25 protein-coding genes are annotated in these 23,983 nt (G+C 62.2%); 12 read left to right on the forward strand and 13 right to left on the reverse strand.

All coding sequences use genetic code 11. The features are described from left to right. The 4 genes from EKH55_RS14505 to EKH55_RS14520 all read left to right on the forward strand — a co-directional run bounded on the left by EKH55_RS14505 (window position 1) and on the right by EKH55_RS14520 (window position 3,939). Complete coding sequence (locus tag EKH55_RS14505) at window positions 1–867, forward strand: carbohydrate ABC transporter permease (protein ID WP_151611673.1); 867 nt, start codon at window positions 1–3, stop codon at window positions 865–867. 22 nt (window positions 868–889) lie between these two features. Then, window positions 890–1,714, forward strand: coding sequence for a carbohydrate ABC transporter permease (locus EKH55_RS14510; RefSeq protein ID WP_069458672.1), 825 nt, complete (start codon window positions 890–892; stop codon window positions 1,712–1,714). Then, window positions 1,714–2,133, forward strand: coding sequence for a DUF2160 domain-containing protein (locus EKH55_RS14515; RefSeq protein WP_069458673.1), 420 nt, complete (start codon window positions 1,714–1,716; stop codon window positions 2,131–2,133). Before EKH55_RS14510 ends, EKH55_RS14515 begins: the two co-directional genes overlap by 1 nt. Window positions 2,134–2,214: 81 nt before the next feature. Then, window positions 2,215–3,939 (forward strand): ABC transporter substrate-binding protein, encoded by a 1,725-nt coding sequence (locus tag EKH55_RS14520; protein ID WP_069458674.1) that lies wholly within the window; start codon window positions 2,215–2,217, stop codon window positions 3,937–3,939. 222 nt (window positions 3,940–4,161) lie between these two features. Here the strand turns inward: EKH55_RS14520 and EKH55_RS14525 are convergent, their stop codons facing one another. After that, a complete protein-coding gene (locus EKH55_RS14525; RefSeq protein ID WP_069458675.1) occupies window positions 4,162–4,590 on the reverse strand; it encodes a Fur family transcriptional regulator in 429 nt (142 codons plus the stop codon). Between the two features lie 122 nt (window positions 4,591–4,712). On the opposite strand from EKH55_RS14525, the gene EKH55_RS14530 reads away from it, so the two are divergent. The 5 genes from EKH55_RS14530 (at window position 4,713) to EKH55_RS14550 (ending at window position 9,172) form a co-directional block, all read left to right on the forward strand. Continuing rightward, on the forward strand, window positions 4,713–5,615 hold the full coding sequence (locus EKH55_RS14530; RefSeq protein ID WP_151611674.1) for a metal ABC transporter substrate-binding protein: 903 nt from the start codon (window positions 4,713–4,715) through the stop codon (window positions 5,613–5,615). After that, window positions 5,612–6,547: a manganese/iron ABC transporter ATP-binding protein gene (locus tag EKH55_RS14535; protein WP_069458677.1), complete on the forward strand. Its 936-nt coding sequence runs from the start codon at window positions 5,612–5,614 to the stop codon at window positions 6,545–6,547. Before EKH55_RS14530 ends, EKH55_RS14535 begins: the two co-directional genes overlap by 4 nt. After that, window positions 6,544–7,404 carry a metal ABC transporter permease gene (locus tag EKH55_RS14540; RefSeq protein ID WP_069458678.1) on the forward strand — a complete coding sequence of 287 codons (861 nt, stop codon included), beginning with the start codon at window positions 6,544–6,546 and terminating at the stop codon, window positions 7,402–7,404. Before EKH55_RS14535 ends, EKH55_RS14540 begins: the two co-directional genes overlap by 4 nt. After that, window positions 7,401–8,252: a metal ABC transporter permease gene (locus tag EKH55_RS14545; RefSeq protein WP_151611675.1), complete on the forward strand. Its 852-nt coding sequence runs from the start codon at window positions 7,401–7,403 to the stop codon at window positions 8,250–8,252. The genes EKH55_RS14540 and EKH55_RS14545 overlap by 4 nt, the downstream gene beginning before the upstream one ends. Window positions 8,253–8,332: 80 nt before the next feature. Next, window positions 8,333–9,172, forward strand: a complete 840-nt coding sequence (locus tag EKH55_RS14550; RefSeq protein WP_151611676.1) for a DUF6030 family protein — start codon at window positions 8,333–8,335, stop codon at window positions 9,170–9,172. Window positions 9,173–9,181: 9 nt separating this feature from the next. On the opposite strand, the gene EKH55_RS14555 is transcribed toward EKH55_RS14550, so the two are convergent. Further along, window positions 9,182–9,613: an Lrp/AsnC family transcriptional regulator gene (locus EKH55_RS14555; protein WP_151611677.1), complete on the reverse strand. Its 432-nt coding sequence runs from the start codon at window positions 9,611–9,613 to the stop codon at window positions 9,182–9,184. A 123-nt stretch (window positions 9,614–9,736) separates the two neighbouring features. Here EKH55_RS14555 and EKH55_RS14560 point away from each other — a divergent pair, with 123 nt between their 5' ends. Further along, window positions 9,737–10,840 carry a saccharopine dehydrogenase family protein gene (locus EKH55_RS14560; protein ID WP_151611678.1) on the forward strand — a complete coding sequence of 368 codons (1,104 nt, stop codon included), beginning with the start codon at window positions 9,737–9,739 and terminating at the stop codon, window positions 10,838–10,840. Window positions 10,841–11,492: 652 nt separating this feature from the next. Here EKH55_RS14560 and EKH55_RS14570 read toward each other — a convergent pair. After that, the gene (locus EKH55_RS14570) at window positions 11,493–11,891 is read right to left on the reverse strand and encodes a RidA family protein (RefSeq protein ID WP_069458684.1); all 399 of its coding nucleotides are present in this window, start codon (window positions 11,889–11,891) and stop codon (window positions 11,493–11,495) included. 146 nt (window positions 11,892–12,037) lie between these two features. Between EKH55_RS14570 and EKH55_RS14575 the strand changes: the two genes are divergently transcribed. Further along, window positions 12,038–12,631, forward strand: coding sequence for a TetR/AcrR family transcriptional regulator (locus tag EKH55_RS14575; protein ID WP_069458951.1), 594 nt, complete (start codon window positions 12,038–12,040; stop codon window positions 12,629–12,631). Between the two features lie 267 nt (window positions 12,632–12,898). On the opposite strand, the gene EKH55_RS14580 is transcribed toward EKH55_RS14575, so the two are convergent. The 7 genes from EKH55_RS14580 to EKH55_RS14610 all read right to left on the reverse strand — a co-directional run bounded on the left by EKH55_RS14580 (window position 12,899) and on the right by EKH55_RS14610 (window position 20,942). Then, window positions 12,899–13,303 (reverse strand): F0F1 ATP synthase subunit epsilon, encoded by a 405-nt coding sequence (locus tag EKH55_RS14580; RefSeq protein ID WP_069458952.1) that lies wholly within the window; start codon window positions 13,301–13,303, stop codon window positions 12,899–12,901. A 118-nt stretch (window positions 13,304–13,421) separates the two neighbouring features. Continuing rightward, window positions 13,422–14,936: a F0F1 ATP synthase subunit beta gene (gene atpD / locus EKH55_RS14585; RefSeq protein WP_083265329.1), complete on the reverse strand. Its 1,515-nt coding sequence runs from the start codon at window positions 14,934–14,936 to the stop codon at window positions 13,422–13,424. A 24-nt stretch (window positions 14,937–14,960) separates the two neighbouring features. Then, complete coding sequence (locus tag EKH55_RS14590) at window positions 14,961–15,842, reverse strand: F0F1 ATP synthase subunit gamma (RefSeq protein ID WP_069458685.1); 882 nt, start codon at window positions 15,840–15,842, stop codon at window positions 14,961–14,963. A 27-nt stretch (window positions 15,843–15,869) separates the two neighbouring features. Next, window positions 15,870–17,399, reverse strand: coding sequence for a F0F1 ATP synthase subunit alpha (gene atpA, locus EKH55_RS14595; RefSeq protein ID WP_069458686.1), 1,530 nt, complete (start codon window positions 17,397–17,399; stop codon window positions 15,870–15,872). Next, window positions 17,399–17,965: a F0F1 ATP synthase subunit delta gene (locus tag EKH55_RS14600; protein WP_151611681.1), complete on the reverse strand. Its 567-nt coding sequence runs from the start codon at window positions 17,963–17,965 to the stop codon at window positions 17,399–17,401. The genes atpA and EKH55_RS14600 overlap by 1 nt, the downstream gene beginning before the upstream one ends. Before the next feature lie 238 nt (window positions 17,966–18,203). Continuing rightward, the gene (locus EKH55_RS14605) at window positions 18,204–18,590 is read right to left on the reverse strand and encodes an AGROH133_08824 family phage infection protein (protein ID WP_151611682.1); all 387 of its coding nucleotides are present in this window, start codon (window positions 18,588–18,590) and stop codon (window positions 18,204–18,206) included. A gap of 147 nt (window positions 18,591–18,737) precedes the next feature. After that, window positions 18,738–20,942 carry a primosomal protein N' gene (locus tag EKH55_RS14610; RefSeq protein WP_151611683.1) on the reverse strand — a complete coding sequence of 735 codons (2,205 nt, stop codon included), beginning with the start codon at window positions 20,940–20,942 and terminating at the stop codon, window positions 18,738–18,740. 175 nt (window positions 20,943–21,117) lie between these two features. Between EKH55_RS14610 and fsa the strand changes: the two genes are divergently transcribed. Next, the gene (gene fsa / locus EKH55_RS14615; protein WP_069458689.1) at window positions 21,118–21,771 is read left to right on the forward strand and encodes a fructose-6-phosphate aldolase; all 654 of its coding nucleotides are present in this window, start codon (window positions 21,118–21,120) and stop codon (window positions 21,769–21,771) included. Between the two features lie 333 nt (window positions 21,772–22,104). On the opposite strand, the gene EKH55_RS14620 is transcribed toward fsa, so the two are convergent. The 3 genes from EKH55_RS14620 to EKH55_RS14630 form a co-directional block, all read right to left on the reverse strand. Next, window positions 22,105–22,509 carry a type II toxin-antitoxin system VapC family toxin gene (locus EKH55_RS14620; protein ID WP_069458690.1) on the reverse strand — a complete coding sequence of 135 codons (405 nt, stop codon included), beginning with the start codon at window positions 22,507–22,509 and terminating at the stop codon, window positions 22,105–22,107. A 5-nt stretch (window positions 22,510–22,514) separates the two neighbouring features. Next, window positions 22,515–22,772 carry a type II toxin-antitoxin system VapB family antitoxin gene (locus EKH55_RS14625; RefSeq protein WP_246231728.1) on the reverse strand — a complete coding sequence of 86 codons (258 nt, stop codon included), beginning with the start codon at window positions 22,770–22,772 and terminating at the stop codon, window positions 22,515–22,517. Window positions 22,773–22,880: 108 nt separating this feature from the next. After that, a complete protein-coding gene (locus tag EKH55_RS14630; protein WP_069458691.1) occupies window positions 22,881–23,795 on the reverse strand; it encodes a GNAT family N-acetyltransferase in 915 nt (304 codons plus the stop codon). Window positions 23,796–23,983 lie beyond the last annotated feature (188 nt).

Raw genomic sequence — 23,983 nt, forward strand, 5'->3', positions numbered from 1 at the left:
ATGGAAAAGACCTGGAACAACAAGGCTTGGTTCATGGTCCTGCCGGTGCTGGTGCTCGTCGCCTTCTCGGCGGTGATCCCGCTGATGACCGTGGTCAATTATTCCGTGCAGGACACCTTCGGCAATAACGAGTTCTTCTGGGCCGGCACCGACTGGTTCCAGGACGTGCTCGAATCCGACCGTTTCTGGGACGCGCTCACCCGCAACCTGATCTTTTCGGCGATCATCCTGGCGATCGAAATCCCGCTCGGCATCGTCATCGCGCTGAACATGCCGAAGAAGGGCATTGGCGTGCCGATCTGCCTCGTCTTGATGGCGCTGCCGCTGCTCATTCCGTGGAACGTCGTCGGCACCATCTGGCAGGTCTTCGGTCGCGTCGACATCGGCCTGCTTGGACGCACGCTCGCGGCGCTCGGCATCAACTATAATTACGTGCAGAACCCGATCGACGCCTGGGTGACGCTGATCGTGATGGATGTCTGGCACTGGACGAGCCTCGTGGTGTTGCTCTGCTATGCCGGTCTCGTCTCGATCCCGGACGCCTATTACCAGGCCGCCAAGATCGACGGCGCCTCCCGTTGGTCGGTCTTCCGCTACATCCAGCTTCCGAAGATGAAGCGCGTGCTGCTGATCGCCTTCCTCTTGCGCTTCATGGACAGTTTCATGATCTATACGGAGCCCTTCGTCGTTACCGGCGGCGGTCCCGGCAACTCGACGACCTTCCTGTCGATCGACCTCGTCAAGATGGCGATCGGCCAGTTCGACCTCGGCCCGGCCGCGGCCCTCTCGATCATCTACTTCCTCATCATCCTGCTGCTCTCGTGGATCTTCTACACGGTGATGACCACGAGCGACGCAAAGGGCTGAGAACGGGAGGGAGGAGAAAACCATGATGACCACCAAGCAACCGCTGTCGCAGCGCCTCTCCTGGCTGGTGCCGACGCTCTACATCGTCTTCCTGCTCCTGCCGATCTACTGGCTCGTGAACATGAGCTTCAAGGAGACGAGCGAGATCCTGAGCACCTTCTCGCTGTGGCCGCAGAACCCCACGCTGCGCAACTACACCGTGATCTTCACCGACCCGTCCTGGTACAACGGTTACATCAACTCGATCACCTATGTGGTGATGAACACGGTGATCTCGGTTGCTGTGGCTCTACCGGCGGCCTATGCCTTCTCGCGCTACCGCTTCCTCGGCGACAAGCACCTGTTCTTCTGGCTGTTGACCAACCGGATGGCGCCGCCGGCCGTCTTCGCGCTGCCCTTCTTCCAGCTCTATTCCGCCTTCGGCCTGATCGACACCCACATCGCCGTCGCGATTGCGCACTGCCTCTTCAACGTCCCGCTCGCCGTCTGGATCCTGGAAGGCTTCATGTCCGGCGTGCCGAAGGAGATCGACGAGACCGCCTATATCGACGGCTACTCCTTCCCCCGCTTCTTCGTGAAGATCTTCGTGCCGCTGATCGCCTCGGGCATCGGGGTCGCCGCCTTCTTCTGCTTCATGTTCTCCTGGGTCGAACTCCTGATCGCCCGCACGCTGACGACGACCGACGCCAAGCCGATCGCCGCGACGATGACGCGGACGGTATCGGCCTCCGGCCTCGACTGGGGCGTGCTCGCCGCCGCCGGCGTGCTGACGATCATCCCCGGCGCGCTCGTGATCTATTTCGTCCGCAACTACATTGCCAAGGGCTTTGCCCTGGGGAGGGTCTGATGGCAATCGTCGCCACGCGCAACAACCGCTGGCCCGTCGCACTCGTCGCCGTGCTCGTCATCTATGTCGCCGCCGCGGGCCTGCTCATCTCCGCTCTGCCGGTCAAGGACGGCGAGCGCGACTGGTTCGCCTCGCTCGTTCCCGGCGGCTGGATGGCCTGGTCATTCCCGACCGCCATGTTCTTTCTGACGATCTTCGCGCTCCTGTCGCTGATGGCTGTCTGGGAATATGCCCGGCCCGGCGGCAATCCACGCGTCGGCATCCTGCGCTTCGAAACGACGCGCGGCGACCGCCTCTTCGTGTCGCTTCTCGGAAGCGCATTCATTCACCTCGCCTGGCTGGGACTGATCGGCGCAAATCTCTGGTGGGCGATCGCCCTCTCGGTGATCTACGCCATCGGCGTGTTCCGCTACGTCTGAGGCATCGGAATGAAGGGTGTTCCCGAGGGGTGCCCTTCGAAACTGCAAGGCATCGCAATCGCAAACCCAAGGGAGGAATTGATGCGACGGCACCTTTTGACAACGACGGCAGCCATGCTGCTGGCCCTAACCGGCTCGGCCTTTGCCGGCATGGATGAGGCAAAGCAGTTCCTGGACAAGGAGATCGGCGATCTCTCCTCGCTCGACCGAGGCGCCCAAGAGGCGGAAATGCAATGGTTCGTCGATGCGGCGAAACCCTTCGCCGGCATGGAGATCAAGGTGGTCTCCGAAACGATCACCACCCATGAATACGAATCGAAAGTGCTGGCGCCAGCCTTCACCGCGATCACCGGCATCAAGATCACCCACGACCTGATCGGCGAGGGCGACGTGGTCGAGAAGCTGCAGACCCAGATGCAGTCGGGCGAGAACATCTATGACGCCTATATCAACGATAGCGACCTGATCGGCACCCATTGGCGCTATCAGCAGGCCCGGAACCTGACCGACTGGATGGAAAACGAGGGCAAGGACGTCACCAATCCCAACCTCGACGTCGACGACTTCATCGGCAAGTCCTTCACCACGGCTCCGGATGGTAAGCTCTACCAGCTTCCCGACCAGCAGTTCGCCAATCTCTACTGGTTCCGCTACGACTGGTTCAACGACCCGAAGATCCAGGAGGAGTTCAAGGCCAAGTACGGCTACGACCTCGGCGTGCCGGTCAACTGGTCGGCCTATGAGGACATTGCCGAGTTCTTCAACGGCCGCGAGATCGACGGCAAGAAGGTCTATGGCCACATGGACTACGGCAAGAAGGACCCGTCGCTCGGCTGGCGCTTCACCGACGCCTGGCTGTCCATGGCCGGCAACGGCGACAAAGGCATCCCGAACGGCAAGCCCGTCGACGAATGGGGCATCAAGGTCGACGAGAACTCCAGGCCCGTCGGCTCCTGCGTCGCGCGCGGCGGCGACACCAACGGCCCGGCCGCCGTCTACTCGATCGAGAAGTACCTGACCTGGCTGAAGAGCTACGCGCCGCCGGAAGCGCAAGGCATGACCTTCTCCGAAGCCGGCCCGGTTCCGGCCCAGGGTGCGGTCGCCCAGCAGATGTTCTGGTACACCGCCTTCACCGCCGACATGGTCAAGGACGGCCTGCCGGTCGTCAATGCCGACGGCACGCCGAAGTGGCGCATGGCGCCCTCCCCGCACGGCGTCTACTGGAAGGACGGCATGAAGCTCGGCTATCAGGACGCCGGCTCCTGGACTCTTCTGAAGTCCACGCCCGAGGACCGCGCCAAGGCCGCCTGGCTCTACGCGCAGTTCGTCACGTCCAAGACCCTCGACGTGAAGAAGAGCCATGTCGGCCTCACCTTCATCCGCCAGTCGACCCTCGACCATCCGAGCTTCACCGAGCGCGCACCGAAGCTCGGCGGCCTGATCGAGTTCTATCGCTCGCCGGCGCGCGTGCAGTGGACCCCGACCGGCACCAACGTGCCTGACTATCCGAAGCTGGCACAGCTCTGGTGGCAGGCGATCGGCGATGCCTCTTCCGGCGCCAAGTCCGCGCAGGAAGCGATGGACTCGCTCTGCGCCGAACAGGAGAAGGTGCTGCAGCGCCTCGAACGCGCCGGCATCCAGGGCGATATCGGTCCGAAGCTCGCCGAAGAGCACGATCTCGAATATTGGAACGCGGAAGCCGTCAAGGCCGGCAACCTCGCTCCGCAGTTGAAGGTCGAGAACGAGAAGGAACAGCCGATCACCGTCAATTACGACGAACTGGTCAAGAGCTGGCAGACGAACTGAGGCTATCGACTGATAAGCGCCGCCCGGAACTTTCGGGCGGCGCACGAAATCGGAGATGCGGCGCCGGGGCTGGAAACAGCCCCGGTTTTCGCTCTTCAGCAGTGAACGGATCGAAGAAAAATTTCAGTAGTGAAATCCGGTAAAGCGAGGATACCCCCTCTGGCCAGAGGGGGTGCTTCGCTGCCAGTGCCAGTGACAGGATTCGATCCAGAAGAGCCTCACTCAATCCTTGCGCTTGCGGCAATAGAGCTCCAGCCGGTGGCGCACCAGATCGTAGCCGAGTTCGGCGGCGATCTCCGCCTGCAGCTGCTCGATCTTGTCGGAGCGGAACTCGATCACGTCGCCGGTGTCGATGTCAATCAGGTGGTCGTGGTGGGGCGCGTCGGCCGTCTCGAAGCGGGCGGTGGCGTTCTCGAAGGCGTGCCGCTGCACGACCCCCTGCTGCTCCAGCGCCGAAAGCGTCCGATAGACGGTGGAGAGCGATACCGTTGCATCGATCTCCTTGGCACGCCTGTGCAACTCGCTTGCATCCGGATGGTCTTCGGCCTCGGCCAGGATCTTCAGGATGGCGGCCCGCTGGCGCGTCACGCGCACGCCACCATCGCGCAGGATTCCCTCCAATTCCTCGACCTTATTCTTCGTCTTTGCCATCCGCCGACACTATCCAAGGGCGACGACATTGAAAATAGCTAGTTGCAAATGGTTCTCATTTGCATTGACTTATGCAGACTATTCGCCTACCCATAGTGGGAGTTGGCAAAATGGAGTTGTGAATGATCGATCTGACGAGGCGCACGATACTGGCCGCCGCCGCGGCAATGGCCGCCCTATCCCTCACGCCCACGGCTGCAGCGGCGGAAAAATTCAAGGCCGTCACCACCTTCACCGTCATTGCCGACATGGCGCAGAACGTCGCAGGCGACGCGGCGATCGTGGAATCGATCACCAAGCCGGGCGCCGAAATCCACAACTACCAGCCGACCCCGCGCGACATCCTCAAGGCGCACGGCGCGCAACTGATCTTCTGGAACGGGCTCAATCTCGAACTCTGGTTCGAGAAGTTCTTCCAGAACTTCGACGATATTCCCGGCGTCGTCGTATCCGACGGCGTCGAGCCGATGGGCATCGCCGAGGGTCCGTACACGGGCAAGCCGAACCCCCATGCGTGGATGTCGCCAACGTCGGCGCTGATCTATGTCGACAATATCCGCGACGCCTTCGTCAAATACGACCCGGAAAACGCGGAGACTTACAAGGCGAACGCCGAGGCCTACAAGAAGAAGATCGAGGCGGCGATCACGCCGATCCGCGCGGAACTGGACAAGATCCCGACCGAAAGGCGCTGGCTTGTCTCGAGCGAGGGCGCCTTCAGCTATCTCGCCCGCGATTTCGGCCTGAAGGAGCTTTACCTCTGGCCGATCAATGCCGACCAGCAGGGTACGCCGCAGCAGGTGCGCAAGGTGATCGACGCGGTCAGGGCCAACAACATCCCGGTGGTCTTTTCCGAGAGCACGATCTCGCCCGATCCGGCCATGCAAGTGGCGCGCGAGACGGGTGCAAAATATGGTGGGGTGCTCTATGTGGACTCGCTGAGCGAGGCGGGCGGTCCCGTTCCGACCTATATCGACCTGCTGCGCGCCACCTCCGAAACCATCGCGAAAGGTCTTTCGCAATGAACCTGCAGACAAAGGCCCGGCCGGTCAGGCGGCCGGTGCCCCAAGACGAGGGAAGCGGCATTCGCGTCCGCGACGCGACGGTCGTCTATCGCAACGGCCACCGGGCGCTCAGCGATGCCTCCTTCGAAGTCCCGACCGGGACGATCGCCGCCCTTGTCGGGGTCAATGGCAGCGGCAAGTCGACGATGTTCAAGGCGATCATGGGTTTCGTCCGCCTCACCAAGGGCGAGATTTCCGTCCTGGGCCTAAGCGTGCCGCAGGCGCTGAAGAAGAACCTTGTCGCCTATGTGCCGCAGGCCGAGGAGGTCGACTGGAACTTCCCGGTCCTCGTCGAGGACGTGGTGATGATGGGCCGCTACGGCCATATGAACATGCTGCGCATACCGAAAAAGGCGGACCATGAGGCGGTCGAGGCGGCGCTGGCGCGCGTCGGCATGAGCGATTTCCGCAAGCGCCAGATCGGCGAGCTGTCCGGGGGACAGAAGAAACGTGTCTTCCTCGCCCGGGCGCTCGCCCAGGATGGCCGCATCATCCTGCTCGACGAGCCCTTCACCGGCGTCGATGTCAAGACCGAGGACGCGATCATCCGCTTGCTCCTCGGCCTGCGCGACGAGGGACGGGTCATGCTCGTCTCCACCCATAATCTCGGCAGCGTGCCGGAATTCTGCGACCGGACCGTGCTCCTCAAGAACACCGTGCTCGCCTACGGCCCGACCGAGTCAACCTTCACCCGCGACAATCTCGAACTCGCCTTCGGCGGCGTGCTGCGTCACTTCGTGCTCGGCGGCGAAAGCCTGCATGACGACGCTGATCCCCGTCAGCTATCGGTCATCAGCGACGACGAGCGGCCGCTCGTCATGTATGGCGCGAAAGGACAGATGGTGCCGCAGCCGGCCAAGCCCGAAACGGAAGCGGAGACGGACGCCGGATGATCGCGACGCTCCTGGAGCCGTTTACCTATTCCTACATGCTGAACGCCATGTGGGTCAGCGCGCTGGTCGGCGCCGTCTGCGCCTTCCTCTCGGCCTATCTGATGCTGAAAGGCTGGTCGCTGATCGGCGACGCGCTCTCCCATTCGATCGTGCCCGGCGTCGCCGGCGCCTATATGCTCGGCCTGCCCTTTTCGCTCGGCGCCTTCTTTTCCGGAACGCTTGCCGCCGCCGCCATGCTGTTCCTCAATCAGCGGACGCGGCTCAAGGAGGATACGATCATCGGCCTGATCTTCACCTCCTTCTTCGGGCTCGGGCTTTTCATGGTGTCATTGTCGCCGACCTCGGTGAACATCCAGACGATCGTGCTCGGCAATATCCTCGCCATCACGCCCGCCGACACGCTGCAGCTGGCGATCATCGGATTCGTCTCTCTCGCGATCCTCTCCGCCAAATGGAAGGATCTGATGGTGACCTTCTTCGACGAGAGCCACGCCCGCTCGATCGGCATCAACACGATGTTCCTGAAGGTGCTGTTCTTCGCCCTGCTCTCCGCCTCGACCGTGGCCGCGCTCCAGACCGTCGGCGCCTTTCTCGTCATTGCCATGGTCGTGACGCCCGGCGCGACCGGTTATCTGCTGACGGACCGCTTCCCGCGGCTGATCGTCATCAGCATTGCCATCGGCGCACTCACCAGCTTCGTCGGCGCCTATGCGAGCTATTTCCTCGACGGGGCGACCGGCGGCATCATCATCGTGCTGCAGACGCTGATCTTCCTTCTCGCCTTCGTGCTTGCCCCGAAACATGGCCTCATCGCCGCTCGCCGCCGCGCATCCGCAGCCCTGGAGGCTCAGCGATGATATCTCTCGACATGCTGACCGCCGTCTTTGAGTTCGAGTTCATGCGCAACGCGCTGATCATCTCGGTGCTCGTCGCAATCCCCACCGCCATGCTCTCCTGCTATCTCGTGCTGAAGGGCTGGTCGCTGATGGGCGACGCGATCTCGCATGCGGTTTTCCCGGGCGTCGTCGTCTCCTACATCGTCGGCCTGCCGCTTGCCGTCGGCGCCTTCGCCGCCGGCATGTGTTGCGCGCTCCTGACCGGCTATCTCAAGGAGAACAGCCGCATCAAGCAGGACACGGTGATGGGCGTGGTCTTTTCCGGCATGTTCGGCCTCGGGCTCGTGCTCTACGTGAATATCCAGAGCGATGTGCATCTCGATCACATCCTCTTCGGCGACATGCTCGGCATCGGCTGGGCCGACATCCTCGAGACCGGTGTAATCGCACTCATTGCCGCCGGCGTGCTCGCGGTCAAATGGCGCGACCTGCTGCTTCACGCCTTCGATCCGGCCCAAGCGCGTGCGGTCGGACTGCCGGTCGCGTGGCTGCATTACGGCCTGCTTGCGATCCTGTCGCTGACGATCGTCGGCGCGCTGAAGGCCGTCGGACTGATCCTCGCAATCGCCATGCTGATAGCCCCCGGTGCGATCGCCTATCTGCTGACCCGGACCTTCAGCAGCATGCTCGTGACCGCGGTCCTGATCGCCGTCGTCGCGTCCTTCTCCGGCGTCTACATCTCCTTCTTCATCGACAGCGCCCCGGCGCCCACCATCGTGCTGCTGATGACGGCGATATTCCTTCTCGCCTTCGGCTATTCCACCTGGAGGACGGCACGGATGGAGGCGCAGCGCAGCCGCACCCGTTAGCGGCGAGAAGCCACTGGAGAGCGGCACCCTGATCCCCTATTGTGCGCCCTTTCAGTTGAGTGAAAGTGAGTTGCAGACCGATGGAGAGAAAGCATAGGGGCCGCGCCGGCATTGCTTTCTTCACGGGTGCCGTCGCGCTGATCTTCACGGCGATCCTGGCCACCGTGCTTCTTGCAAACGAGCAGCGTAATCTGAAGCAGCTTCTGGCCGCACTGGGACTACCGGCAAGCACACCGGAACCGGAAGAACCGCCCGCGCCACCTCGCCCGCCGCCGCGCATGCCACCGCCGCAGGTGATGCTTCCGGAGCGTATCTTTGCGGATCTCGATGCGCCGGAGCAGCAGTTCCTCCGGCAGATCCGCAGCAATCCGCGAGCGCTTTGCGACGGCCTGCGCGATGCCGGCTTCCGCAATCTCGAATGGACGGCCGCCGAAAGCGGCCGCTGGGAGTGCTCCTCGCTCGTCCCCTTCCCACGGCCGGGGGAGGAGAAGAGCTCGTCGATCTTCATCTTCGTAAAGGGCAGCGACCAGGACGAGATCTCCTCCTTCCGGGTGAAGTTGAACATCGAACATCCCGAAGACGCCCAGGCCGTGACCAGCGCTGCGGCACGGGCCGCATCGGTGTTTCTCACCCATGTGCGCTGGGCCGACCGCGAGAGCATCGCGCTCAAGATCCAGGCGCTCGACGCGTTCGATCTTGAGCGCTTCGGCAGCCGCATCCGGTTCGCCCAAGAATCCGGCGAAACCCCGCGTTACAACTTCCTTGCCAATCAAAGGACCGAAACGCGGGCGAAGACCATTGCCGGGACCTACTTCGATCGGGAGAAATGGCTGACGCCGGGCGACGGTTCGCCGGTTACCTTTGTCCTCGGTCCCGCGGCCTGGAATGCCGGTGGCGCTGGGCGGAACGATAGACGCTGACAGCGACTCTCAGCGATCGATACGGGTCGAAAGGATGATCGAGGAGAGCGTCTTTTCCACGCCGTCGATTTCGCCGATACGGTCGATCAGCAGATCCAGCTCGCTGATCGAGCTTGCCGCGACGACGGCAATGAGATCGAAACTGCCGCTGACCGAATGCAGCGTCCGGATCTCCCGGATCGCCGCAAGCTCGGGCGTGACGCGGCTCAAGGCCCGCGGCGCGATGGTGATCAGCATATGCGCCTTCACCAGCCCCTTCTCGTAAGTCTCCGACAGCCGCACGCCGTAGCCGGCGATCACGCCCTCGCGCTCGAGCCGCTCGATGCGCGCCTGCACGGTCGTGCGCGAGAGGCCGAGCCGCCGCGCGATCGTCGCCGTCGGCATGCGGGCGTTTTCGCTGAGGATGGCGAGAAGTTCACGGTCCTTGGCGGTAACCTGCATAATGTCGATCCTGATCGGCGAAATGCCGATTTCCTCACATCGATTTAGTCATTTCAACGCTTCAAAGCAATGGTGGATAGGAGGAGAATGATAATGGAAGGATTCATACTCAGGGGAAGAAGAATGAAAGAGATCGTTGTCATCGGTGCCGGCAAGATCGGATCGACCATCGCGCGCATGCTCGCCCACTCCGGCGATTACCGTGTCTGCGTCGTCGACCGCAACGCCGAGCAACTGCAGGACGTCGCAAAGCACGACGCCATCTCGTCGGCCGTCGTCGACATCGCCGACGGACAAGCGCTCGTCGATCTGCTCAAGGGCAAGTTCGCGGTGCTGAGCGCCGCACCGTTTCACCTCACGGTCGCGATCGCCGAGGCGGCCGCTAGAGCCGGTATTCATTATCTCGACCTGACGGAAGACGTCGAATCGACCCGGCAGGTCAAGGCGATCGCGGCAAAAGCCAATTCCGCCTTCATCCCGCAATGCGGGCTTGCGCCCGGCTTCATCTCGATCGTCGCCTACGATCTCGCCAAGCGCTTCGACAAGCTAGAAAGCGTGCGCATGCGCGTCGGCGCCCTGCCGCAATATCCGTCGAATGCACTCAACTACAATCTGACCTGGAGCACGGACGGAGTCATCAACGAGTATATCGAGCCCTGCGAGGCCATCGTCGAAGGCACGCTGGTCGAAGTGCCGGCCATGGAAGCGCGCGAGGAATTCTCGCTCGACGGCGTCACCTACGAGGCCTTCAACACCTCGGGCGGCCTCGGCACGCTCTGCGAAACGCTCGCGAGCAAGGTTCGCACGCTGAACTACAAGACGATCCGCTATCCCGGCCATGCCGCCATCTTCAAGGCGCTCCTGAACGATCTCGGCCTGCGCCATCGCCGCGAGGTCCTGAAGGACATCCTGGAAAACGCCCTGCCGACCACCACGCAGGACGTCGTGGTCATCTTCGTCACCGTTTCCGGCTTCCGCGACGGACACCTGGTCCAGGAAACCTATGCCAACAAGGTCTATAGCGGCGTCGTGGCCGGGCGGATGCAAAGCGCCATCCAGATCACCACGGCCGGCAGCATCTGCGCCGTGCTCGACCTTCTGGCAGAAGACAAGATCCCGACCGAGGGCTTCATCCGCCAGGAGGATATCGCGCTCGACACCTTCCTCTCCAACCGCTTCGGCCGCCACTACGCGCAGAAGCATGAGGCAGAGCGCGCGGCGAGCTGACGCGCGGCCCGACTATTCCAAAATCCAGTCGCAAAAGGGGCCGATTTCATTCGGATGTTTGCGACAAGGATCCCTCGTCCACTTGCCTGAAGGTTTTCGATGCGGGCCGCGAGGTGACGGTTGCCACCGGGTGCATTCCGACCCGCGTTGGAAAACGTTCAGGATAACGGAGATTCAGTTCGAAGGCAGCGGAGGGCTGCTTGGGGCATATCCGCCTTGTCCTTGGGCAAGGAATTGCACGATTACCGAGAGCAATGCCTCCGCACTATAGCGATCGAGCATGACCTCGACTGTTGTGTCGGTGGATGATGTTAGGTCAAGGGTTCCGATGAGCGGGTCCCTCGACGAGACAGCAATGTCATTGCCATGAAACTCCGCTCTGATCGTGGCTCCGTCTTCCATGTGACGCTTCCCCTCGACGCCAATTGTTTCAGGCAAGTCGAGCGGAATTTATCCGTATCCGTCAACCGGCTAAATGGGATGAGCCCGATCCGTATCTTCCGAACTACTCTCTGATCCCCCCCCCGCCTTGGTTGCGTACGCAGTCATTGCAGTGACCGCCAGCATTGGCCTTTCCTGTAAATCCCTGCCGCCCCCCCTGACCTTCCAACGCCACCGGCTTTGGCGCGAAATCTGGGATATTTGCGAAGGATCATACGGCGGACGGAATACGCGCGATGACCTTGATCTCGAAATCGAAGCCAGCCAGCCAGTTCACGCCGATTGCGGTCCAGTTTGGGTAGGGCGGCTTGCTGAAAATCTGCTGCTTGACGGCCATGATGGTTCCGAACTGGTTCTCCGGGTCTGTGTGGAACGTCGTCACGTCCACAATATCGTCAAACGTGCAGCCGGCTGCGTCCAACGTTGCTTTGAGGTTTTCGAAAGCCAGTTGCACCTGATGTTCGAAATCCGGGTGAGGCGTGCCATCTAAGCGGCTGCCGACCTGTCCGGATACGAACAAAAGGTCACCGGATCGAATGGCGGCCGAATAGCCGTGCTCCTGGTAAAGGGCATGCCTGTTTGCAGGAAAGATTGCGTCACGGTGGTTCATTTTTTCATCCCTTTTCACTGGCTCGCACCCGGTGCATCGAGCTTCACAAGCCGTGCAAGCTGATATACGGTACGTATATGAACTATGAGATATACGCTCCGTATGTCAACTGTAAAATACGCGACGTATGCGAAATAGAGGACGAGATGGCGAGACGACGCGCCGAGATGATGGAGGAGAATCGGGTCAAGCTGATCGCGGCTGCACGAAAGGCCTTCGCCGAAAAAGGGTATTCAGCCGCTTCAATGGATGAGTTGACCGCCGAAGCCGGTCTGACGCGGGGCGCGCTCTACCATAACTTCGGAGACAAGCGTGGGCTTCTGGCGGCGGTCATACATCAGATCGACTCTGAAATGGCGTCGCACGCGCAAGAAATAGGCGAACGTGCGGGAGGCGATTGGCAAGGATTGCTGGCAGAGGGTGCGGCCTATATCGAGATGGCGCTTAATCCGGAAGTGCAACGCATCGTTCTGCTCGATGGACCTGCGGTCTTGGGCGATCCTTCGCAGTGGCCGAGTCAGAGCGGTTGTCTGCAGGCGACTGAGCGAACCGTAGAGCGGCTCATCAAACAAGGAATCATCAAACCCGTTGACGCAGAAGCTGCCGCTCGGCTTCTCAACGGCGCTGCCCTTAATGCTGCTCTATGGATCGCTGCCAGTGACAATCCGCAGGATGTGCTGCCCAAGGCTGTCGAAGCATTCCACTCCTTGGCCACGGGGCTTCTTGTTAGGCACGCATAAACGACCGGCGATCCTAGAGCGCCGCGCGTCTTATTAGACGGGCAAAGGTCGCTGTAGCACTTTGAATTGCTGCATGTCTTTGCCCTTTAATCGAGGTCGATTAAAGGAGACATGCAGTAGGTGTCGTGGATATCACTCGTTTGCACTCGGTTGAAATCCACGCAGCCCGCCGGCACTGCCGCATTCCTCATCGCACAAACAAGAAACCCCGCGGGAAGCGGGGTCTGCTGCATCTCCTGGTCAGTCTCCCTTTTCGGGATGACCCTTTCAGGCCGGGATGACGACCTCGCCGAGCTTGGTCAGTTCGGCGATGAACTGTTCGATGCGAGTCCTCTTCTCGTCGCCGGCACCTTCGAGTTCGGCGCGCACCGAGGCGATGCGGTTCTCGAGCACCGAGACGTCGAGTTCGTCGACATGGACCGCCGATTCGGCAAGCAGCGTGCAGCCGGTCGGCAGGATATCGGCGAAACCGCCGAACACGGCGAAACGCTCGCTCGTGCCGTCGGCCATCTTGACGGTGACAACGCCCGGCTTGACGGTCGTCATGGTCGGCGCGTGATTGGCCATCACGGTCATTTCACCCTCGGTTGCCGGGATGACGACTTCGGTCACCTGCGCGGAAAGCAGCAGGCGCTCCGGGGAAACAAGTTCGAAATTGAAACTGTCGGCCATGACCATTCACTTCTGGTAAGCGCACCGCAACGAACGGCGGCTGTGCATGTTCTCAACCGCTGACGCCGCGGCAGAATGAAAACCGTGGCGCCATGCGCCACGGTTTACGATGTCAGGATCAGGCGGCTTCGGCAGCCAGCTTCTTGGCCTTCTCGATGGCTTCGTCGATGGAGCCGACCATGTAGAAGGCGGCTTCCGGCAGGTGGTCGTACTCGCCATTGACGAGGCCCTTGAAGCCCTTGATCGTGTCTTCGAGCGCGACCAGCTTGCCCGGCGAGCCGGTGAAGACTTCGGCAACGAAGAACGGCTGCGACAGGAAGCGCTCGATCTTGCGGGCGCGGGCGACGGCGAGCTTGTCCTCTTCGGAAAGCTCGTCCATGCCGAGGATGGCGATGATGTCCTGGAGCGCCTTGTAGCGCTGCAGCGTGCCCTGGACCTTACGGGCGACCTCGTAGTGCTCTTCGCCGACGATCATCGGGTCGAGCATGCGCGACGTCGAGTCGAGCGGGTCCACGGCCGGATAGATGCCCTTTTCGGCGATCGAGCGCGACAGAACCGTCGTGGCGTCGAGATGCGCGAACGAGGTCGCCGGCGCCGGGTCGGTCAAGTCGTCAGCCGGAACATAGATCGCCTGAACCGAGGTGATCGAGCCCTTGGTGGTCGTGGTGATGCGCTCCTGCATCGAACCCATGTCCGTGGCGAGCGTCGGCTGGTAACCCACGGCCGACGGAATGCGGCCGAGCAGCGCCGACACTTCCGAACCCGCCTGGGTGAAGCGGAAGATGTTGTCAACGAAGAACAGAACGTCCTGACCTTCGTCACGGAACTGTTCGGCAACCGTCAGGCCGGTCAGAGCGACGCGAGCGCGCGCGCCCGGCGGTTCGTTCATCTGGCCATAGACGAGAGCGGCCTTGGAGCCTTCGCCGCCGCCATGCTTGTTCACGCCCGATTCGATCATTTCATGATAGAGGTCGTTGCCTTCGCGGGTGCGTTCACCCACGCCGGCGAAGACCGAATAACCGCCATGCGCCTTGGCGACGTTGTTGATCAGTTCCATGATCAAAACGGTCTTTCCGACGCCAGCGCCGCCGAAGAGACCGATCTTGCCGCCCTTTGCGTAAGGCGCAAGCAGGTCGACCACCTTGATGCCGGTGACGAGGATCTGCGCTTCCGTCGACTGTTCGACGTAGGAGGGAGCGTCCTGGTGGATCGCGCGGCGTGCCGAGGTTTCCAGCGGGCCGGCTTCGTCGACCGGCTCGCCGATGACGTTCATGATGCGGCCGAGCGTTTCCTTGCCGACCGGAACCGAGATCGGGCCCCCGGTGTCGGTGACCGACTGGCCGCGAACCAGACCTTCGGTCGAGTCCATGGCGATCGTGCGAACCTCGTTTTCGCCGAGATGCTGCGCGACTTCGAGAACGAGGCGGTTGCCCTTGTTGTCGGTTTCCAGCGCGTTCAGGATCTGCGGGAGGTTGCCCTCGTCGAAGGCGACGTCGACGACGGCGCCGATGACCTGCGTGACGCGGCCGACAGCACCGGTAGCCACAGCGGCCGTCTTGGCGGGAGCTGCCTTCTTCGGAGCAGCAGGCTTCTTTGCCGCTGCGGTTTCTTTCGGGGTAGCTGCCTTAGCCATAATTCTTACCCTCTTCTCGTAACCTTAGAGCGCTTCCGCGCCAGAGATGATTTCAATGAGTTCCTTGGTGATCTGCGCCTGCCGCTGACGGTTGTAATTGAGCGTCAGCTTGTTGATCATCTCACCGGCATTGCGCGTCGCATTGTCCATGGCACTCATCTTGGCGCCCATCTCACCGGCGACGTTCTCGAGCAGGGCCCGAAAGATCTGGACCGAAATGTTGCGCGGAATGAGATCCGTGAGGATGGCCGCGGCGTCCGGCTCGTATTCGTAGATCGCCGATGCGCTGCCTGCCTCGGCGGCAACGGTTTCGGCCGATGCCGGGATCAGCTGCTGGGCAGTCGGAACCTGCGAAATGACGGACTTGAACTCGGAATAGAACAAGGTGCAGACGTCGAACTCGCCCTTTTCGAAGAGTTCGATGACCTTGTGACTGATCCGGTCGGCGTTCTCGAAGCCGATCTTCTTGACCTCGCGCAGATCGACGCGGTCGATGATCAGCGACGCGAATTCCCGCCGAAGGATGTCGAAGCCCTTCTTGCCGACGCAGATGATCTTGACCGTCTTGCCCTGCGCGAGCAGCTTGCGCACGTGATCGCGGGCAAAGCGGGCGATCTGCGAGTTGAAGCCGCCGCAGAGGCCGCGTTCGGCCGTGCAGACGATCAACAGGTGCGTGTTGTCCCTGCCGGTGCCCGTCATCAGCTGCGGCACGCTGTCGTCCGCGCCGACCGCCTGGGCGATATTGGCGAGAACGGCAGCCATGCGCTGCGAATAGGGCCGGGCGGCCTCGGCCGCCTCCTGGGCGCGCCGAAGCTTCGCCGCGGCGACCATCTTCATCGCCTTGGTGATCTTCTGCGTCGCCTTGACGGAGGCGATCCGGTTCTTCAGATCCTTAAGTGAAGGCATCCGTTGTCCGTCCTAGTTGGAGTCCGCTCAGGCGAAAGACTTGGCGAAGCTGTCGATAGCGGCCTTCAGCTTGCCCTTGATGTCGTCCGAGATCGCCTTCTCCTTGCGGATGGCCTCCAGCACGTCCTTGCCTTCCGAACGCAGGTAGGAAAGCAGGCCCTGCTCGAACTTGCTGACCTGATTGACGGGCAGCTTGTCGAGGTAGCCGTTGACGCCGGCGAAGATCACCGCAACCTGCTCTTCCGTCTTAAGCGGCGAGAACTGCGGCTGCTTCAGGAGTTCGGTCAGGCGGGCACCGCGGTTCAAGAGGCGCTGCGTCGCGGCGTCGAGATCCGAGCCGAACTGGGCGAAGGCCGCCATTTCGCGATACTGCGCGAGTTCGCCCTTGATCGAGCCGGCAACCTGCTTCATCGCCTTGATCTGGGCGGCGGAGCCGACGCGCGACACCGACAGACCGACATTAACGGCCGGGCGGATACCCTGGTAGAACAGGTCGGTTTCCAGGAAGATCTGGCCGTCGGTGATCGAGATCACGTTCGTCGGAATGAACGCGGACACGTCATTGCCCTGGGTCTCGATGACCGGCAGTGCCGTCAGCGAGCCGGCGCCATTGTCGTCGCTGAGCTTCGCGGCACGCTCCAGCAGGCGCGAATGCAGGTAAAAGACGTCGCCCGGATAGGCTTCGCGGCCCGGCGGGCGGCGGAGCAGCAGCGACATCTGGCGGTAGGCGACGGCCTGCTTGGAGAGGTCGTCATATCCGATCAGAGCGTGCTTGCCATTGTCGCGGAAATATTCGCCCATCGTGCAGCCGGCGAAGGGCGCCAGATACTGCATCGGCGCCGGATCGGAAGCGGTCGCGGCGACGATGATCGAGTACTGCAGCGCACCGCGCTCTTCGAGCACCTTCACGAACTGCGCAACCGTCGAGCGCTTCTGGCCGATGGCGACGTAGACGCAATAGAGCTTGTCACCTTCCGGACCGTTGTCGTGAATGGCCTTCTGATTGAGGATCGTGTCGAGGATGATCGCAGTCTTGCCGGTCTGGCGGTCGCCGATGACGAGCTCGCGCTGGCCGCGGCCGACGGGGATCAGCGCATCGATGGCCTTGAGGCCGGTCGACATCGGCTCGTGAACCGACTTGCGCGGAATGATGCCGGGCGCCTTGACGTCAACGCGGGCGCGCTGCTTGGCATTGATCGGGCCCTTGCCGTCGATCGGGTTGCCGAGCGCGTCGACGACGCGGCCGAGCAGCTCCGGACCAACCGGAACATCCACGATGGCGCCGGTCCGCTTGACCGTGTCGCCTTCCTTGATGTCACGGTCGGAACCGAAGATAACCACGCCGACATTGTCGGATTCGAGGTTCAGCGCCATGCCGCGAATTCCGCCGGGGAATTCGACCATCTCGCCTGCCTGGACATTGTCGAGGCCGTAGACGCGGGCAATACCGTCACCGACGGAAAGCACCTGACCGACTTCGGAGACTTCTGCTTCCTGGCCGAAATTTTTGATCTGATCTTTGAGAATTGCGGAGATTTCCGCGGCGCGGATATCCATCAGCCGACCTCTTTCAGTGCAAGCTTAAGGGTAGAGAGTTTGGTGCGAAGGGAGGTGTCAATCTGGCGGGACCCGACCTTGACGATCAGACCTCCAAGAATAGACGGGTCGACGGTGACGTTGATCGCCACGTCTTTGCCGGTGACGCCTTTCAGCGTCGCCTTCAATTCGGTTTGCTGCGCTTCAGTGAGCGCATGCGCCGACGTGACGTCGGCGGTGACTTCGCCCCGGTGGCGCGCAGCGATCAGGCGGAAGGCCTTGATGATGCCCGGCAGCGCAAAGAGGCGACGATTGCGGGCAACGACCTTGAGGAAGTTGCCGACCAGCCCGGAAAAGCCGACCTTCTCGACAAGCGCCGAAACGGCCTTGAACTGGTCGTCGGCGGAAAAGACCGGGCTCACGACCAGCCGCTTCAGGTCGTCGCTGCCGTCGATCAGCGCCTGGACGCGAACGAGTTCGGCGCCAACCGCCTCGACCGAACCGGCCTCGAGCGCCAGCTCGAAGAGCGACGAGGCATATCTTTCTGCAACACCGGAAATAAGCTGGGATGTGTCTGCCACGGGCACAAGCTTCTCTCAAAATCATCCAAGAGCGTCAGCGACAGCGAACTGCTCACCTAACACCTTGAATTTGCTGCAATAACTCGCAGGATATCGAGGCCGTGAGACCCACTTCCCCCGCAATTCGCGGTTCGTCTAGCATAGGATGTTTGGACTCGCAACACGCCAGGGCCAGGAATGCGGCATTACCCGTCCGGTTCGCGTTGATTTTGCCGTAAATTCCGCTGCGTCCCCGCGGCTCCGGTCAGATCAGCCCGAAGACATAGGCAAGCGGAAGAGCCGCGAGCGCCGCCTGGACGGCGAGTGCGAGCCAGTTGAAGAGTGTTGCGCCATTGTCGCTCATCATCGACAGAGCGCGACCGAAAGCCGCAAGTGCGAAGGCGGCCCCGACGGCGAGATAGACCATCGGCTGGGCGAGCAGGATGGCCCCGAGACCAAGGCCGACATGCATGCCGCCCATCGTGGAACGGGCCTCCGCCAGGCCGCCGCGGCGGCCTTCGGCAAGACCGATGCCGGCCGCGCGAAAGGCAAGGCGCGGGGCGAACAGCATGACGAGACCGATCAGCGCCGCCACGCCGGCCGCTGAGAAGGCCACGAACTCCCCGGTTTCCGTCGGAATATAGAACTCCATGTCCATTCCCCCGCGGCAGATGATTTGCGGCGCCTCGTTCATGATTGCGGCATGTCCGGCATGCGGCAGGTGATTCGCCGTTGCGCCTCCCCATCTAGCCCATGTAAGCGGCGATGGGAATCGGCAGTCTCTTGCAAGCGACCGCGATCACAGGAAACTCTGCGGATCGACGTCGAGCTGGACGCTGACCGATCCGCGCTCTTTCGGACCCGCGGCGAGCATCGCTTTCAGAAAGGCCTGCATGTCGCTGCTGCGCCGTCCGTGGACGAGCAGGCGGAATCGGTGGCGGCCGCGGATCAGCGCCAGCGGCGCCTCGGCCGGCCCGAGCATCGAAATGCCGTCGACATGCGGCGCGGCGCTGCGCAAGGACCGCGCATGTCCCTCGGCGTCCTGGCGGGAATCGGCGGAGACGATGATCGAGGCGAGCCGGCCGAAGGGCGGCAGCACGGCGCGTTCCCGCTCCTGGATCTCGCGCTCGTAGAAAGCATCGGAGTCCCCCGAAACGATCGCCTGCATCACCGGATGCTGCGGCTGGTAGGTCTGCAGCAGCCCGAGGCTCTTCAGGCCCGTCCGCCCGGCACGGCCCGTCACCTGCGACAACAGTTGGAAGGTTCGCTCGGCGGCACGCGGATCGCCATTGGCAAGGCCGAGATCGGCATCGACGATGCCGACCAGCGTCATCATCGGAAAATTGTGGCCCTTGGCGACGAGCTGGGTGCCGATGACGATATCCGCCTCGCCGCTCGCGATCGCCTCGAGTTCCAGCCGCAGCCGCTTGACGCCCATCAGGTCGGAGGACAGCACGATGGTGCGGGCCTCGGGAAAATGCCGCTCGACCTCCTCCGCGATGCGCTCGACGCCTGGGCCGCAGGCAACGAGATGATCGAGCGTGCCGCATTCGGGACACGCCTCCGGCGTCCGTTCCGCATAGCCGCAATGATGGCACTGGATCTGCCTGCGGAACCGGTGTTCGACGAGCCAGCTGGAGCAATCCGGGCATTGGAAGCGGTGGCCGCAGACGCGGCAGAGCGTCAGCGGCGCATAGCCGCGGCGGTTCAGGAACAAGAGAGCCTGCTCGCCCCGGCCGATCGTCTTGCCGATCTCATTCAGGAGGACCGGCGAGAGAAAGCCTCCGCGCTCCGGCGGATGGCGGCGCATGTCGACGATGCCGAGATGCGGCAGCGCCGCGTCGCCGAAGCGGGTCGGCAGATGGATCGGCCGGTAGCGCCCGACCTCGCCATTGACCCGGCTTTCGATCGAAGGCGTCGCGGAGACGAGCACGACCGGGAAACCGCTGATCCGCCCGCGCACCACGGCCATGTCGCGGGCATTGTAGAAAACGCGATCCTCCTGCTTGTAGGCGGGATCATGCTCCTCGTCGACGATGATGAGACCGAGATCCTCAAAGGGCAGGAAAAGGGCGGAGCGGGCGCCGGCGACGACGCGCACCTGGCCGGTCGTCACCTGCCGCCAGACCTTTTCCCTTGTGCGTGGCGCCAGGTCCGAATGCCACTCCGCCGGCTTCGCCCCGAAACGGTCCTGGAAGCGTTCGAGGAAGCTGGCGGTCAGCGCAATTTCGGGGAGCAGGATCAGCACCTGTTTCCCGGCCCGAAGCGTGGCGGCAATCGCCTCGAAATAGACCTCGGTCTTGCCGGATCCGGTAATCCCGTCGATCAGCGATACCGAGAACTTGCCCTCCTCGACCGCGGCGAGCAGGTCGGCAGCCGCCTGCCTCTGCGGCCCTTCGAGACGCGGAGCGGTAAAGTCGGGATCGGGAGCGGCAACGACCGGCGGCGGCGGCATGAACAGCGTTTCGAACACGCCCTGCGCCTGTAGACCGTCGATGACGCTCGAGGAGACGCCGGCCGCATGGGCAAGACCGGAGCGGGTCCAGGAATAGCCGTCGCCGGCCGCGGCGATCACCCGCTCGCGCGCCGCCGTCATTCGTTCCGGCCGCATCTCCGTCAGGCGCAGCGCCTCCACCATCGGTTCGGGATCGAAGGCGGTGGGCGCGCGAAGCGCCATGCGGGCGACGAGGCCCGGCGGCGTCACCGTATAGGCGGCCACCCAGTCGAGAAAGGCACGCATGTCGGGCGTCAGCGGCGGGCAGTCGAAGACCTTCTCGACCGCTTTCAGCTTCTTGCGGTCGACCGTGCCGTCGTCGGGACCGTCCCACACGACGCCGACGACCAGCCGGGGGCCGAGCGGCACCTGCACGATCGAACCCGGCTCGACCGCCATCCCATCGGGCACCGCATAGGAATAGGCCTTCGGCGCCGGCATCGGCAGCAGAACGGGCACCACGCGGCGGTCGAGTACGGCCCCGAATAAATCGGTTGAATTGAGAGTCATTTTGCCGTGACCTTGCCACCGCTTTCAGATAAAGAAAACCGCGCAGCGAACCGCCGCCTTGTGGATAGCAGGGTTTGTCATGGTTCCACCCGACTTTCAACGCGCGCAATCTCCGCCATGGATCTCCCGACAGCGGACAGGCGCCCGAACGGCTGAGTGCCAAAGGAAGGCTCCCATGAAATTTTTCGTTGATACCGCCGACGTGAAGGAAATCCGGGAACTGAACGATCTCGGCCTGCTCGACGGCGTCACCACCAACCCCTCGCTGATCCTGAAGTCGGGCCGCGACATCGTCGAAGTCACCAAGGAAATCTGCGACATCGTCGACGGCCCCGTTTCGGCGGAAGTCACGGCTACCGAATATAGCGAGATGATGAAGGAAGCGGCCGCTCTTTCGAAGATCGCCGACAATATCTGCATCAAGGTGCCGCTGACGCTTGACGGCCTGAAGGCCTGCAAGGCGCTGACCTCCGACGGACATCAGACCAACGTCACGCTCTGCTTCTCGGCCAACCAGGCGCTGCTCGCCGCCAAGGCCGGCGCGACCTTCGTCTCGCCCTTCATCGGCCGCCTCGACGATATCGCCTTCGACGGCATGGACCTGATCCGCGAGATCCGTCACATCTTCGACAATTACGGCTACGAGACCGAAATCCTCGCCGCCTCGGTGCGCACGGTCAACCACGTCAAGGAAGCCGCCCTCATCGGCGCCGACGTCGTCACCGCACCGCCGGCAACCTTGAAGGCGCTGGTCAAGCATCCGCTGACCGACAAGGGCCTCGAAATGTTCCTGGCCGACTGGGCGAAGACCGGTCAGAAGATCGGCTGATCGAATCGCGTTCGGAAAGAAAACATCAGGGCCCCGCGGCGATGCGGGGCCTTTTTTGATTCAGCGAATGCGACCAAAACAGAAGGCCCCGGAAGGGATCCCGGGACCGCCTCCGCTCCGACCGGGAAACGCGCACCGACGAGGACAGGCACTTCCAGCGCCTTGTCCGCCCCCATACCCCTGATCTGCATGCCTGCGCCGCTGTCAAGCACGGCCAATGCGCTACAGCGCCGGGCGTCTTATTAGACGCGCAAAGGTCGCTGTAGCGCTTTGAATTGCTGCATGTCTTCATCCTTTAACCGAGGTCGACTAAAGAAGATATGCAGTAGGCCCTCATGGCACAGTCTCGAGATCGGTTTCGCGAAACTCATCATCGGTCGCCAAGATCGGAACCCGATAGTATTTGGCGCATGCGTAATGGATGCAGTCTGCCAGATTGAGGCCGTGACGGCCTTTACGGTAACGATGTGCAGCCGAGAGCGCGAGATTGCTGGCGCGCTTCGCAGGCGGCAGATCGCAGATTTCAATGGCCCGGGCTTCGAGAAAGTCCATGATCAGCGGTTCCAGCGCCTCTATGGCCATATCGAACTTGTCGGGCCGGGAAAGCGCGAGAGCCGTTTCGAGAATGGCGAGCGGTGATGTAATGCGCGTCTGCGCCTTCATCAGCGCCTCAGAAACGCGATCCGATTCCCCTTCGTCGGACAGGACGGCGATTGGTGCGCAGGCGTCGACGAACACGCGCCTTACGCCTCCCACATCTCATCAAAGGCTTCCTTTGGCAGCGGCTTTCTGGCTTTCTCATTGAGTTCGACGTGGTATTTTTCGCGCAACCGCGCTGCGGTCTGAGCGGGCGTTTCGACGTTCAATCGCCGTTCGATCGCCTCGCGCATGGCGGTGATGATGGCATCGGAAATGCTCACCTTCGCGATCTTCGCGAATTTCCGGGTGAGTTCGTCGGCCCTCTCATTGGTCACGTTGATCGCCATGGTCGCAGCCTGCATGTAGATAAATTCCCGACCTAGTGTAGATCCTTCTATCTAATTCGCAATTGTGTCCTGGCCGGCTGAGACGCCTTGATCGGGCGCTAATGTGTCCATCGCAGGTACGGTTCAAGCAGCTTCGGCGGGTGCTGCGAACACCGCGTCGCTATCCCGCGCGAGCTCGATCACCGTATGGCGCTCAAGCGCACGGGTGACGTCCGCCGGATCGCCTTCCAATGCCTCGGGTGCGATGAGGTTGCCGATCCGGAAGTCGAAGAGGTCGCCCTTCTTGTTCAAAAGTTCATGGAAGACGGTCATGTCGCGCAGTTCCGTCGACCACTTGGCGAACCAGTAGAACAGGCCGGAATTGCGGGCGCTCATGTGCACCGGCAGGATCGGCAGGCCGTATTTGCGCGCAAAGCTCACCGCCGAGCTTTTCCAGGGCCGTTCATTGAGACGCCCATCCGCCCAATAAGCGATGCGGCCGGAGGGAAAGAGCACGGTCGCCTTTCCCGCTTCGATCGCCCGATTGGTGACCTGCAGGGTCTCGCGCGCCTTGAGCTTCGACTTGTACTCTTCCCGCCACTCGACCGGGATGATCATCTCGACGAAGCGCGGATTGACGCGGATGGCATCGCGATTGGCGAAAAACATCATGTCCGGTCTGCGGCTCTTGAGAAGGTCGAAAACGGCGATGCCGTCGGCAATGCCGGTCGGATGATTGCTGACGAGCAGGAATCCGCCGCTTGCCGGGATTCGCTCCGGCCGGTCGACACGGACATCGAGCGAGAGAACCGAACTCAGATGCTCAAATGCCTGGAAGCCCTGCATGTTGGCGACAGAATCGGCGAATTCGATCGCCTTGCGGTAGTTGAGCAGCGTGTAGAGAAATGGCCGCACCACCGGCCACAGCGGGTGGTGAGCGATCTTGCGCCCGCGCTCGGCGATCAGCGTGTCGACGATATGGCCGGGCTGCCCCTGCGAGACCAGGGCAATCGCCTCTGCAAAATGCGCCAGCGCGCTCGCCGAATCACGTCTCGCCATGGTCCCACCCGCTGTTGCTGATCGAACATCGCAGTTCAATATGATCGAACAATGACAAATTCCAAGGGTGCCTCATCAAACAAAATGCATGTTGCCGCGCCGCGCGTCTTTCAGACGCGCAACAGTCGTCGCAACTCTTTCAATCTGCGCATCGAGCTTTCCGAAAGTCGGGTGCGATTTTCGGGCCG

The sequence above is a fragment of the Sinorhizobium alkalisoli genome, assembly GCF_008932245.1.
GTDB classification, from domain to species: domain Bacteria; phylum Pseudomonadota; class Alphaproteobacteria; order Rhizobiales; family Rhizobiaceae; genus Sinorhizobium; species Sinorhizobium alkalisoli.